At 43.4% G+C, this 14,097-nt stretch carries 12 protein-coding genes; 5 read left to right on the plus strand and 7 right to left on the minus strand.

The window, feature by feature from the left end:
- The first annotated feature begins 314 nt into the window (after window positions 1–314).
- Together BW947_RS03690 and BW947_RS03695 are read left to right on the plus strand one after the other, a co-directional pair.
- On the plus strand, window positions 315–695 hold the full coding sequence (locus tag BW947_RS03690) for a DUF2750 domain-containing protein (protein ID WP_076497075.1): 381 nt from the start codon (window positions 315–317) through the stop codon (window positions 693–695).
- Window positions 696–720: 25 nt separating this feature from the next.
- Window positions 721–1,167 (plus strand): hypothetical protein, encoded by a 447-nt coding sequence (locus tag BW947_RS03695; RefSeq protein WP_076496971.1) that lies wholly within the window; start codon window positions 721–723, stop codon window positions 1,165–1,167.
- A gap of 98 nt (window positions 1,168–1,265) precedes the next feature.
- On the opposite strand, the gene erpA is transcribed toward BW947_RS03695, so the two are convergent.
- A complete protein-coding gene (gene erpA / locus BW947_RS03700; protein ID WP_076496972.1) occupies window positions 1,266–1,616 on the minus strand; it encodes an iron-sulfur cluster insertion protein ErpA in 351 nt (116 codons plus the stop codon).
- Window positions 1,609–2,409, minus strand: coding sequence for a DUF6776 family protein (locus tag BW947_RS03705; RefSeq protein WP_076496973.1), 801 nt, complete (start codon window positions 2,407–2,409; stop codon window positions 1,609–1,611). The genes erpA and BW947_RS03705 overlap by 8 nt, the downstream gene beginning before the upstream one ends.
- 74 nt (window positions 2,410–2,483) lie before the next feature.
- Here BW947_RS03705 and BW947_RS03710 point away from each other — a divergent pair, with 74 nt between their 5' ends.
- The 3 genes from BW947_RS03710 (at window position 2,484) to BW947_RS03720 (ending at window position 6,441) form a co-directional block, all read left to right on the plus strand.
- Window positions 2,484–4,208, plus strand: coding sequence for a chloride channel protein (locus tag BW947_RS03710; RefSeq protein WP_076497076.1), 1,725 nt, complete (start codon window positions 2,484–2,486; stop codon window positions 4,206–4,208).
- A gap of 413 nt (window positions 4,209–4,621) precedes the next feature.
- Window positions 4,622–5,479, plus strand: coding sequence for a LysR family transcriptional regulator (locus BW947_RS03715; RefSeq protein WP_076496974.1), 858 nt, complete (start codon window positions 4,622–4,624; stop codon window positions 5,477–5,479).
- An 8-nt stretch (window positions 5,480–5,487) separates the two neighbouring features.
- Complete coding sequence (locus tag BW947_RS03720; protein ID WP_159436978.1) at window positions 5,488–6,441, plus strand: oxamate carbamoyltransferase subunit AllH family protein; 954 nt, start codon at window positions 5,488–5,490, stop codon at window positions 6,439–6,441.
- A gap of 254 nt (window positions 6,442–6,695) precedes the next feature.
- Here the strand turns inward: BW947_RS03720 and BW947_RS03725 are convergent, their stop codons facing one another.
- From BW947_RS03725 to BW947_RS03745, 5 genes are all read right to left on the minus strand, one after another.
- Window positions 6,696–7,631, minus strand: coding sequence for a carbamate kinase (locus tag BW947_RS03725; protein ID WP_076496976.1), 936 nt, complete (start codon window positions 7,629–7,631; stop codon window positions 6,696–6,698).
- A gap of 180 nt (window positions 7,632–7,811) precedes the next feature.
- Entirely contained in the window at window positions 7,812–9,230 is a 1,419-nt protein-coding gene (locus BW947_RS03730; RefSeq protein WP_076496977.1) for a YlbE family protein, read from the minus strand.
- A gap of 2 nt (window positions 9,231–9,232) precedes the next feature.
- A complete protein-coding gene (fdrA, locus tag BW947_RS03735; protein WP_076496978.1) occupies window positions 9,233–10,786 on the minus strand; it encodes an acyl-CoA synthetase FdrA in 1,554 nt (517 codons plus the stop codon).
- 199 nt (window positions 10,787–10,985) lie between these two features.
- Entirely contained in the window at window positions 10,986–12,248 is a 1,263-nt protein-coding gene (locus tag BW947_RS03740; protein WP_076496979.1) for an ankyrin repeat domain-containing protein, read from the minus strand.
- A 9-nt stretch (window positions 12,249–12,257) separates the two neighbouring features.
- On the minus strand, window positions 12,258–13,832 hold the full coding sequence (locus BW947_RS03745) for a SulP family inorganic anion transporter (protein ID WP_076496980.1): 1,575 nt from the start codon (window positions 13,830–13,832) through the stop codon (window positions 12,258–12,260).
- Window positions 13,833–14,097 lie beyond the last annotated feature (265 nt).

The raw sequence follows: 14,097 nt of genomic DNA on the forward strand, positions 1-14,097 counted from the left end.
TATAATAAATTGAGACGAAATAAACGTTAGCTATTACCTCTCTTCAGGCTAAGTAAAAAACGAGGCGAATTAAATTAAGGTAGTGGTTTATTTGTATGCATAGGAGCCTACAAATTGTTCCTTATCGATAGGCTTGATTTAGTGCGATTTCTACGCAGTAAAATAAAGGGGCAATTCCAACACAACTACACACTTAGTGCTGTTGTTCTTTTTCTAATCCCGCGCTAATGTTACCATTTGCACAACTGGTGAATTTTGCTGTGCGACTAAAAACACATCTGGCTCACCCTATTCAAGCAAAAGAGATATTTTTCATGAGTAAGACTGTTAAAACCCTCGCTGAGACAGCAGCAATGACACCTGAAGCACGTTACGATTATCTTGTTGAACAAGTTAAAGAACACCAGATCATTTGGACGTTACAGGACCAAGACGGTTGCGTCATGCTGACCACGGAAGAAGAAGATTGTATTCCAATGTGGCCAACTGAAGAAGCTGCAGAATCTTGGGCTGTGGACGAATGGAGCGATTGCCAAACTTTGGCTATCCCCTATGACGAATTCCACGATAGATGGGTGCCAGGCATGGAAGATGATGATTTATTTGTTGCCGTGTTCCCAGTATTAGATGATTTAGGCGTAGTGATCCCACCTTACGAACTTGATCAAAAATTAGCGCCTAAGCAAAGCCATTAATCTGCAGCGCTAAGCGAGAATATCTATGAGCGAGCAAGAATCGACGACAATACCTCAAGCAAGCACAATGATGAGTCAACGTTTACCGAAACGACTCATTGCGCTGTTGCTGGTGTATACCGCTGCGTCAATCAGTGGCTTAGTTGCTAAGCAGGGCGTGTTATTTTGTCTACTAACACTCTTTATGGTGATTGCTATTATCGGTCGGCAAAAGGCTGCGCTTATTATGCTGAGGGGTTACACCTTAGTACAGCTGGGATTGATTAGTATGCTGCCAGTGATCATGTACGATCCTGACAACTTAATTGTCGGCCCGACAACAGTGTACTTAGGTGAATGGCAGAGCAAGCTACCTGACTATGTCATTTTTATCGCTTTGATCATTTTGTCGTTACTGCAAGTTTGGATAGCCTTTGATAAAAAGGTAAAGGCGTGGTTTAAACCTAAACTTAACTTGAATATCATGGGTTAAGTCGTGATAGATGACTAAATTGCGCCCAACAAAAAGCCGTCATTACGACGGCTTTTTTGATCTAACACTATGCCTTTAGGCACTGCATTAGCAATGTATTAAACAGAAAAGCTGGCACCACAACCACAGGTCGAAGATGCATTAGGGTTTTTCACGAAGAAGCGAGAACCTTCAAGGCCAGAAGTATAATCGACTTCTCCACCCACTAAATATTGTAGGCTCATAGGATCAACAACTAAAAGAACGCCTTGTTTTTCTATCGTAAAATCGCCTTCATTGACCTTTTCATCAAAGGTAAAGCCGTACTGAAATCCAGAACAACCACCGCCAGTCACATAGACTCGTAGCTTAAGTTCAGGATTTTGCTCTTCTTCCAGCAAACCTTTTACCTTAGCGGCTGCCGCATCGGTAAATTGGATTGGCATTGCTGTATCAGCTTGATCAGTCATTACTACCTCTTACATCAGTTTTCTGGGGCAAATTATCCTTTACCTGACTGTTTTGTTCAAGTATTACCCGCGGTTCTTTTTCACCCTGTAATAACTCAGGGGCACTATAGATTTGTTCAGTCTGTGAATTCTTAGTCCAGCGGCTCGAAGGCACCAACACCTTAACCTTCACTTGCTGTAAATTAAAGCCTGCGGGAACAGTTACCTTGGTATCTATGACCTGAAAATAACGAAAATCAAACTCGAGTTTAGAACCCGTGATTTTGTTCACATTTAAGTTAACTGATTTGCCATTTTGCACACCAATTAATGTCAATTCGGCTCGACCTTGAATTGACTGCTTACGCTTTTGCAACTGAGTTAACACCAGCTTAAGGTTATATTCATCGGTCAAAGCGCCTGGCGTAATTTCAAGTCCGTGAATTGCGACACCTTCAGCATTATCATCTGGCGTCATAATGCTACGATAGAACGCCAGCTCGTGTTCTAACTCTTTTTGCTTTTTCAGTTGCTGACCAAACATATCTTGCATCTGCGCATTCGCTTCACGCTCAACGGATAGCTCTAGATTTCTGGTGGCGAGTAACTGGGTTTGAGCTTCTAATTCGACGCTCAAGCGCTGGGCTTTACCGTTGTGTTTAACAACGGGATCATCGCTGCTTAACAGCAAAAAACTGATCCAAGCCCCTAAAAGAAGGGCCACTAAGACTAAACACGATAAATATATTGAAGATGAACGATACTTTCGGTCCATCACTTGTAACCGATTTCGCCAATGAGAATAATTTGGCATTAGGTAACAACCCCTTATATAAAATACAATCAACTCAAGAACGAGTTCGATACAATACAACTCAGGCCAACGCAGTGCAATTACCTATAAACAAAGTCGCGATGCAACGTGCCATCATAGTAGCTAAAAAGTATTTTGCTAATGAGCTACGTGATCATTTATCCCAAGCCCGTATCAGTGCGCAACTGTGCATACTGGCGCTGCTATTTGCCATTTTCTCATCTTGTGTCATTTTACTGTTTCGACTTTTACTGGTTTGGGCTAATCATTACACCCAAATACAGACGCTGGATTTTACGGGGAACGTCGCTGACTGGCGAGCTCTGTTACCGCTTTTAGGGGCAGTATTAATTTGGATTGTGGCAAAACTAGGCTCTAAACGCTATAGAAGAATGGGAATAGCCTATGTTTTACATAGAGTTAAATTGCATTATGGTAAAATTCCACTGCAATCTGCCGCAGGACAATTTTTTCAAGCACTCTTTGCCCTAGGCACTAATTTCTCGGTAGGTCGTGAAGGTCCAGCTATTCATCTGGGTGCTGTGAGTGCCAGTTTTCTCGCTGAAAAATTTAATCTTCCGGATAATAGCGTACGGATTATGTGCGTCAGTGGCATTGCTGCAGGCATAGCCGCGACTTTTAATGCACCACTCGCTGCGGTCATTTTTGTACTTGAAGTGATCGTACGTGAGTACAAAATCCATTACTTTTTCCCGATTATGCTCTCGGCTATTTGTGGTGCAGTATCAAGCCAACTGGTGTTCGGTAATGTGCACGAACTGGACCGCATTCAAGTATTCCATATCCCCCTAGATCACTATCCCATACTGGCGATTGGCGGCGTTGTATTAGGCTTTGCTGCCGCCTTATTTAATTATTCATTATTAAAAGTCACTGCCACCGGACAAAACTGGCCATTAATTTATCGATTATTATTAGCGGGTAGCATCACTACCCTAATTGGTTTAGTGCTACCACAAGCCCTTGGAACTGGCGATTTCGCCATTGGTGAGGCGATTAGTCAACACCCGAGCTTATTACTTTTAGTTGCGCTGTTGTTTGCCAAAATGATTGCCACTATTGCGGCAATTGGTTTGGGTATTCCCGGTGGCTTGATTGGTCCTCTCTACGGTATAGGTGCTTTACTCGGGGCTATCCTTGCCTTAGTCAGCGCCCTATTGTTCCCATCTATTGCGCCCTACGTTGGGCTTTATACGGTTATCGGCATGACTGCCATGATGGGAGTATGTCTTGCTGCGCCACTGGCAGCCTTAGTCGCCTTGTTAGAAATGACCAATGACGCCAGTATCATTTTACCTTCAATGTTTGTCACTATTCCGGCTTTTTTAATTGCCTATCAAGGATTTAAAACAAAATCTATTTTCTTTGAACAGTTAGAGATCATGGGACTTAATTATAAAGTCGCGCCGGTTAATTTAGCGCTGCAGAAAAAAGGCGTCAGAACCTTGATGGATAGACGCTTTGTTATCGTTAATGACAACGATGAGTTATTGCTCGAAGTACTTAAGCGGGCTGAAGGTCGAAACGTACTAGTGCGTAATACTGAGACAATATTAGAAATGGTCAGTCTTGAGATGCCACCCGATAATCATAGCCCCGCGCTAACACGCCATCCTATAGAAGGCCTGAGTGATACAACAACACTCAATGAGGCTTATATCATCTTGTCACCCAAACGTAGTGGTGAGGTATTTATCTACCAAGACACGCCCGATAACATCGTTGGCGTGATCAGCTGGGCAGCACTCCAAAAAGAAATCAGTTCAGGGCAAATATAATCTATAGCCGCTTATTCTTCCCACCAGCATAAACAATCAGTAACACCTAATACTGAGTAAACGCTAATTGAACATCACCAATAACATGGACCCTATACAGTTGATATTGAGTTGGCGCAAATACTATTTCCCTTACTAAGTTAAAGGTCTTACTATTTGTCAGTTGAATGTCTGCCCTATTGAAGAAAGACTGAATGCTAGGATGATGTTTAAACGCATCCCCCATGAAGAAGAGGCAAATAATATCAAAGTCGTGATCACTAAGATTAAAAACTAAATCACGAAACTAGGCAGCCACAGGGCTAAAACTAGAAATTGTCTGGCGTGAAACAGCAAAGCCCACTACCCCATTCACAATGGCGCAACTTATTTTACGAAAAATATAATAACAAGCTAAACGTAGGTGACCCATCATGAAGTTTATTCCACCGCAGTTATTTTTAACCTATATCGCCGTGTGTGAAACCGGCAGTTTTACCCGCGCAGCAGAAAGAATACATAACTCTCAATCGGCCATTAGCCAACAAATTAACCGCCTTGAATCTATGCTCGGCAGCACGCTATTAATACGTACACCGCAAAAGGTGACATTAACGGAGCAAGGGGAATTTGTATTACGTTATGCCCATAAAATTATCGACTTGAACACCTCTATGGTCGATAACTTTCATGAGAAGTCAGAGCAAAGCATTATCAAGATAGGAGTGCCTGACGATCTGTCGGTCGATGTCACTAAAGCCATTGTGCAGTTTCAACATAACTACAATATCTTAATTGAATTTACCTCAGGCCTAAGCAACAGCCTGTATCAGGCCTATCAAGCTGGCCAGTATGACCTTATTTTGGTTAAGCAGCCCATACTCGGTAATGCTTACGCCTATCGCAGAGAGCCTCTCTTATGGCTCGACAGCGCGGCGCACCCCACCTTTAATAACAAGATGATCCCATTAGTGCTGTTCCCCACTGGAGCTCTGTATCGGGAGCATATTCTTAACTCTATGGATCAATTAGGTTACTGCAGCAAAATTAACTATTGCAGCAGTAACTTGTCGGCCATTATTACCGCTTCATCTATCGGTTTTGGGATCACCTTGTTACCGGAAACCTGTAAAACGGCAGAGCATAGCATTATCAATGAGCTACAAACCTATGCTCCACCCAACGACTTTTATTTAGCCTTATATGTTAATAATACGCATGACATGATCGTGACTAAAATAGCCGATGAGATCATCAACACCTTTAACTTAAAGCACCATAAAACCTATTAAGCCTGATGATGACAAAGATAACCCTAGCTCAACCGATTTATGATCAACTCATGCACCACGGCTCAATAAGCACAACCGTGCATTCAGTATTTAACGCCGCCTGCAATCTACAAAGTCCCTTTGGTTTGATTTCGCTACTCACCCAACCAAAAAAGATGAACCCAAGCGCAATTTTATTGCCGCAAGGGGTAAGCCTTAAGCCGCTCATTGTCGGTGCAAAGGTTGAGCTGTGCGTCATTAATAACAAAGACTCTAACTTGTCGCCGGCATCAGCGGCCAGCGCCCATATCGATAATCTGATACTGCATATCAACTTAGGCGCAGGCGCAACCATTGTGAGTGAGCAGATAGCACATTTTAACCCTAGCTTGTCTGCGGCTTTGCCCATCGCGCTCAGCCAACAATCAAGCCTTCAGCTGCATATCGCTTCTTTTTTGCAGTGCAATCAAAAGTCGCTGGGGATTTATCCATTACTGTGTCAGCAACCGCGGCTCAATATCGCGACTAATCTGATGTATCAACCAGAGATGATGATTAAATATATTACGCCGCACCTACAAAAGTTTATCGCTGCTGTAGCCCAACAAGACCGTGCAATTGAGCTTAAATCTATTATCGGCTTTGGTGCTGGGCTAACCCCCTCAATGGACGACCTACTGGTCGGCTTGCTCTCCTGGCTAGACTTTAGTCAGCACCCTTATTTTTATCTGCTAGCACAAGCGGTACAAGCTAGTGCGGCGCAAACTACAGATGTTAGTCAAGCCATGTTATTGCACGCCACGCACCATCGTTATAACCAAGAGATTACTGAGCTGTATGCCTTTTTAAATCAGCCCTTTAACCCCTTGGCGCTCGATGTAGCCCTTGATTCGGTAATTGCCTATGGTCACTCTTCTGGCCACGACACCCTATGCGGCATCTACTTGGGATTAATCTTCTTCGGGGATGCACCAATAAGCTGAAAACACACAACGGGGGCTGATGTAGAGTGATGCTCTATCGTGCTTATGTACTTGCTTAATCATGCCTATTCTGGTCAGTTCTAAACCGTAAGACCCTAATGAGTGGCAACCATCCGAATACAATGGGATGAACTGAAGTGGTAGATTGCAGGTTGTAGGCCAAAATAAAAAAAGCCTCTATTTGAGGCTTTTAAAACATAAACCAGCACTAAGATAACAAAGCGTGCAAGTGACTGGCTAGGCCGTTGATAAAATCAATAATACTCGACAGTTTCGCCCAGTGTGATGCGCGTACCAGAGTGTCCAGCAATAACCGCAGATAATTCATCTAAAGCACCAATGGCAGCATCACCCAGCCCCTTAGAAACAAATTTACACACGGCATCAATTTTAGGGCCCATAGAACCCGCTGGGAAATGGTATTTATCTAACTCTTCAGGCGTAATATGTTTAATTGCCTGCTGGTTTTCTTTACCGTAATTAAGGTAAACCGCGCCGTCGGTTAGAATAATAAACAAATCCGCCTTAATTTGCTCGGCAAGTAACTCCGCCGTTAAGTCTTTATCAACCACACATTCAACGCCAACGAGATTACCATTATTAGCTTTAAATACCGGAATACCTCCACCACCACAGGCAATCACAGTATTACCATTTTCAAGTAGGTTACTGATTTGCTTAGATTCGACAATATCTTGTGGCATAGGTGAAGACACAACCCGGCGGTAATAGTCGCCATCTTTCTTAAAAATTGCCGAAGGATTAGCAATATTAATCTTATCTATCTCTTCTTCGCTATAAATGGGACCCACAAACTTAGTGGGGTCGTTAAATGCTACATCGTCAATATCTACGCAGGTTTGGGTCAAAATAGTGGTAATACTTAACTTATTGTCACTGTTAAATAATTCCTGCTGCAACATATAACCAATCATGCCGCAAGTTTCGGCACCCAATACATCCAATGGGTAGGCGGTGACCGCACTATTAATTTTTTGGTACTCGTAATTTTGCTCCATCAATAATCCCACTTGTGGACCATTACCATGAACAATTACCACATCATGCTCTCTAGCGATAGCCGCAATTGATGCCGCAGCCTTTTTAATATTATTACGAAGATTGGTCGCAGTGAGCGGTTGACCACGCTCTAATAACGCATTGCCACCAAGGGCTAATACTATTTTCATGGGAAACCTCAATATATATTTAATCCACAATCATGTGGCAGAAAAAAATAAACACACAGTTGCAATAAAGGTAATAAATAAAACGGATAAAACTAATAATAAAAGCCGACTCATTTCTTATCATTAATAACAGATTTAAATAGAGCCGACTTTTATGCGCACAAGAGTTAACCGTATTGATTAAAATTTATTAGCAAAGGCAATAATGGCTTTTTCAAAGCATTCCACTGGTGGATTCGTAATACCACAACCTATCATACCAACGCCGGGTTCTTTATGAGCAATAGCGGTATTAATAATAGGTAATATACCTGTTTCAATGACTTTACGAATATCAATACCCGATGAAATACCTTTAAAATTTAATAACGGAATAGTGACATTCGGATTTTTGGCAGTTGTAATTTCATCCATCTGGATAGAGTAATCAATCGCCTCATTTACCGTGCCGCCAACCAGTGCAACGATTGCTGGCGCCGTCGCCATCGCAAATCCACCAATTCCATAGGTTTCGGTAATAGCACTGTCACCTATGTCTAAGCCCGAATCTTCAGGCTTAAAGCCAGCAAATAGTGGGCCGATAACCTTTTGAGCAGGACCTGTAAACCAAGTAAAGCCTTTCATACCGCTGACACGAATACCAAATTCAACGCCGTTACGCGCCATTGTGGTCACTACCGTACTGTGCTCGACCCCATGACCAGCATCGAGGGCACACTTACACATTGCCATCCAAGTTGGACCCGAAAAGTAATCGCTTGATGCAATAAAATCAAACACCTCACGTTTTTCTTTGATGGTGAATTCAGTTTCTAAAATCAAAGGTGTTAATGCCTGTGATAATAAAGCGGTACCCGCGTTATTACGGTTATGACATTCATCTCCCATATGCAGGGCTTGAGCTAGCATTAAGCGTAAATCGATAGGCTCAGCTTTATCCATAGCGGCTTTTAGCATTGGCCCTAATACGTCGCGCATCCAGATTAAGCGCTCAACCACGCTTTCATCGTTGGCGCCCATACGTAAAATTTTCGCCATCTGCTCACTAAGGTTGGTATACGCAACGTTACCATAGGTCATGTTTTTGACCACGTGCATATACATAGAAGCCGATGTGACCCCCGCCATAGAGCCGACGCAATCGTGCTCATGACATGGCGAAAAAGTGATTTCACCTGATGCTGCTAATTTAAATGCCTCATCAAGATTAGCCGCCAAACCTTCAAAAATCAGTGCGCCAGTTACCGCGCCGCGCATTGGGCCATTCATATCATCCCAGCATATTGGTGGGCCAGCATGTAAAATGGTGGTCTTAGTCATACCAGGAACGACATCAATCGCTCTTTCATAACCCACCAACACTGGGTGTGATTTAATAATGCGATTAACCGCTTCTTCGTTGGCTGCCTCAATTTTTTGCGCTATTTCTGGCTGTGCCAGTTTATCAAGCGCCGCAATCACCTTTGTATTACCACCAGCAATGGGTTGCCAGTTCACATGGGTCACCGGCGCTTGCTGCTTGCTGATATCGTCTTTAAAGAACTCAAGGCCCACATTAATTACATTTAAGTTTGAAAATAGTGCTGTCATCTTGCTCATGATTATTCTCCCTTGCTCACAAAGCCGCTTGCCAATAGCCCGGTATTTTGACTGCTGCTGGAAATGGTCACCCCTGCCGAAGCCAATTTATCAACTTGCTCGCTCAACTTTGGCGTGTCCAGATCAGTACCCAGTACGTAACCTAGAATCTCTAAGTGCTGACCCCGCGCCGCCGCTTTTTGCTTCGCGTTAATAATGGCTGGCAAAGTCACGCCAACAGGATCTTCATGTGAGCCATAACCGATAACAAAATCGAGAATGATCACCCCAACTTCAGGGTCATCAGCTTCTTTAAGCAGACGTTCAATACGCGATGAAGGGTCGATCATCGGATGTGGGCGCCCATTAGTAAAATCATCGTCACCAAAATCGATAAAGGTGTGCTGCTGGCTAACATTAATGTCCGCTAAACGCTGCTCTGGTTTTTTGGCGATATTGCTATACACCTGGCTATGTGTATCACGCACCAGCATCATGGTTTCTTCACATAAGGTGCCACCGCAGAACAAACCACGAATGTACTTTTGTTCAGGTGATAACTTGACTTTAATCTCTTCAATTAACGCTAAGTTCAAAGCACGCTTATTAATACTACTTTCATCAACACCCGCTAAAATAACCGCTTGTAACGCGGCTTCTTTAGTGGTTTTAGCAAAGTGAGCCCCGGCTGCAATAACCGGTGCTTCTTCACCACCTAACAGACAGACTACCACCGGCTTGCTAAAGCTCTGAACCAGTGCGAGTACCTTGGCTTCAACGCTTTTCGCCGCAGGTTTAGAGACGATTAAGATCACCTCAGTGGCAGGGTCGGCCTCTAATGCACGCAGTCCATCTAGCATCATGATACCACCGACTTCTGCGCTTAAGTCACGTCCGCCTGTACCTAATAGTTGCGATATACCACCGCCAAAGTCATGAATACGTGCAGCAACTTCTTGGCTGCCCGTGCCTGATGCGCCGACAATACCAATATTACCTGGACGGACTTTGTTGGCGAAACACAGACCAACATGATTAATAATGGCGGTGCCGCAATCTGGCCCCATCATTAGCAAGCCTTTTTCGTGAGCAAAGGTTTTAAGCTCCACCTCGTCGGCCACCGAAACATTGTCGCTAAACATCAATACGTGTAAACCATTAGTCAGCGCGGTTAGCGCTTCACGCTTAGCAAACTCACCAGGCACAGAGATCACCGCCAGATTGGCATCGGGTGCGTCGTTTAAGGCACTCTTTAAGGTGACATATTTTTTCTTACTTGCGCCTAAACCTGTTGCCGCTTTGTCATCGCCTTTTAAGAGCACTTCTACCTTGGCAAGTGCAGCATCACACACCTCCTCGCTAACGGCTTTTACCACAATAAACAGATCACCACTGTTGGCATTTTGCACTTCAGGTAATAATAAACCTATGTTAGCTAACACCCCTTTATTCATCTCGGTTGCCATTGCAACAAAGGCCTGTTCAACATCATTAATTTCATTAACTTTGGTCGTTAATGCCATTAATGAAACCGAATCGAAATAGGTATTCTTTTTTAAAGTTAATTTTACGACCATATTAGCCTCTACTATATTTCAACAAAAATATGTGTAATTACTCATGTAATAGTTAATAAAATAACCACTACACCTATGTGTAAATATGTATTCCATTTAAATAAGATAAAATAAAAACTAAGAGCATCAACCTTCAAGTAGGTACTGACTTAAACCCACAAATTAATTAAAGTATTTAACAAGGATACTCAGTTAAAATTTATTTATTTGACAGAGTATTTTTAATATCAACCAATTCATCAACGTCATCGCAGGCTTCAGTGGCTTGATTAATGACGGCTATTGCTTGTTCAAGCAGCCCCATTATTTCTAATGACTTGGCTTTATGCTGATAATAAAGTCCATTGCGAGCATCATACTTAATCGCATTTTCTATAGCGGCAATCGCCTCATCGTGTCGGCCTAATGAACGCAAGCTATTAGCCTGATGAAATGAGTAATCATAACGATGCGGCTGCTGCGCCAATAATAGGGTCATAGCATCGACTGCATCCTCATGCATGCCAAGCTCTCGTAAATAATTAGACTTGTGGTAGCGCACAAACGGTGACTCAGGCTGAACTGCAATGCCGTAATCAAATTCAACGAGTGCCTGCTGCGTTTGTTTGGCAAGCCGATAACTATTGGCGATATAAAGATAAAACTGCGCTTTATTGTCACTCAGTGCCAAACCTTCACGGTAAGCGGTTATTGCCTCATCAAAACGCGCTAACTCCGTTAGCACATAACCACAGTAATAGAAGTAATCTACTGGATTGGTAAAGCCATCCCTATTGGTGGTTAACACTGCCAACGCCGCTTGATAGTCAAACTGACGAATATGCTGTTTAACCAAGCGTAATGCAGCACTATAGCCTTGCTTAACTTGCTCACGTTGCGTCATCAAGGCGACAATACTTTGTTGACCCAAAGCGTTGGCATGATCGAGCGCACTTAATCCATCGCGATCTTGAAGGTGAATGTCAGCGCCAGCGTCGAGTAACCCCTCTATAACGTCGGCATATAAATACCCACCATCACCTAAGATCACCGCTTCTAATAATGCCGACCACCCTAATTTATTCGCGTGATTGACTGGAATGCCAGCATCTAAACTGACCAGTACAGTACGTAAAAAGCCTTTTTCGCTTGAGGGCAACAATGGCGTCCCCCCAAAACGGTTAACACTGGTGACGTCGGCGCCATTGGCTAAAGTCAGTGATAAAAGTGCGTGAAATCCGTTAGCACCAGCGCACAGGTAAGGCGTCAGTTGGTTCACATCACGAGCATTAACATCAGCACCATGCTCTATGAGCACCTTGGCTAGCGTCAGATTATTTTGCTGCACAGCAATCATCAATGCAGTACAGCCATTTTGATCTCGGCTATCGACTTCGACCTGCTCCGCTAAATAAGTCATAACATCGTCAACCCGATTATTGATGACCAACTTATGCAACGACATAGGGGCATTAGCATTCATATTCACTCCTCAAGCGGCTTCAGTGGCTTTAGTTGCTGGGATAATAGGCAGTGGTTGGCTAACAGGCTCGCTTACACTCTCTTTAAGGTTGTAAAAATGTTTCACCCCAAACAGAGTCGCCATCATCAAATAGGAGTAAACAAACATCATAGATTCCGGTTGAGCAAAGCCAACGCCATTGGCATGGATGAACCCCACCAGTGCTAAACCTGCAGCAACTAAGGCAGCAACCACGGCGCGAAGGGGGGTATTATTGATAGCAAAAACCACCATACAGCCCCACAGCAAACTCGCAAGCGGCGCACCATTACCTAAGCCCACCATGCCTTGGTAATAAATTCCTTTTGCCGCTAACGCTTCTATCCCTACCTCTTGGGCATTCGTACCGGCAGTTGCCAAAGTATTTTTGAATAAAGATAGTGCCCAGTAGCCAATCCATGGGAATAAACAAACGAAGATTGCAGGTACTTCCAATTTAGGCGTTTCACGTACGACTTGGTTAGCCGTCACAATACCGATGTAGACTAATATTGGTGCAATAGCAGCACCAGGGATAAGGCTCAGTAACAGTGCACCTAAACCAAATAGACACACGAAGAACATAATCACACCATTAAACAAGGTGTAACCTATACTCGCACCCATCTCTTTATAAGCAGCATGACCCACATACACAGTGACAGGAAAAGGGTTACCCATAAACGCACCGAGCATTGATGCACAGCCGTTAACCATCATGATTTTACGTGTCGGGTAAGAGTCACCCGCGGCATCGGCACTTTCAATATTTTCAAGGTCAAATACATAATTGGCCAAACCTAGTGGCACAGCGGATGCCAAATAAGGTAAGGCGTGTGGCACACCTTGGATAAAGCTGTCGATATGGAATTGTGGAGGGTTGAAACCCGCATCCGATAGTGAGGCAATAATCGCATCGGGTGATTGCAAACCAAATAACCAAGCCAGCGCGGTACCAACAATAATCAATAACAAGCCGGTGGGGATTTTAGGAAACAGCGGTTTTTTACCGAACCAGTTGATAAAGATAATACCCAGCACTACAAACGACACAACAGGCGTTGAGAATGCTTGCAACATCGGGTTGAGCGCCAACAGTGTAAGGCCTAAGCCCGCCAAACAAGACAACAGCACTGTGCGAGGTACGATACGACGGATGGTATCACCGAAGAATGAGCCGACTAATAGGATCATCGCCTCAACAAAACACCAAACTAATGCGATTTGAATTGCAAACGCCGCATCTTGCGTCGAGTGATAAACAGGCATAATCACGAGGAAGGTAACGGTAAAAATAGACGGGGCACTCGGACCAGATGGTAAGGCCGTCACATCATCGCGGCCGGTTTCCTTTTTCAATTTATAGGCAAACCAAGCATAAAAAATACTGGCACACATCACGGCTAAGCCAAACGCCGGGACGACCTGCCCCATAACAAATTCTTTTGGTAAACCTACGACAAAAAGTAACAAGCCCATCATCGTCAGTAAATTGGTTAAATTATTGGTAAACAGGCCAAAGAAGGCCGCCCAATCACCTTTACGCCAAACATCACTTATGTCCATATAGCAGTCCTATTGTGATTTAATTATTTAATTGGAGTTAATAGCGAACACCCAAAGGTTAACAAAATTAAGGCGAGTCAATAAATTAGAAAACTAAATAGGCAAGATTAGACTTAATGATACAAACATAAAAATAAACAATAAAATAACCAAGCAATAACAAATTGAAAACGGTTAGCTAACTCGTGCTACGTTAAAGGTTCTTTAACGTGATCAACCTCACCCTTAGGCTGACTGCTAACGCTTGCAAGTAACAAAATGAAGT

Source organism: Shewanella morhuae (genome assembly GCF_900156405.1).
In the GTDB taxonomy this organism is placed as follows: domain Bacteria; phylum Pseudomonadota; class Gammaproteobacteria; order Enterobacterales; family Shewanellaceae; genus Shewanella; species Shewanella morhuae.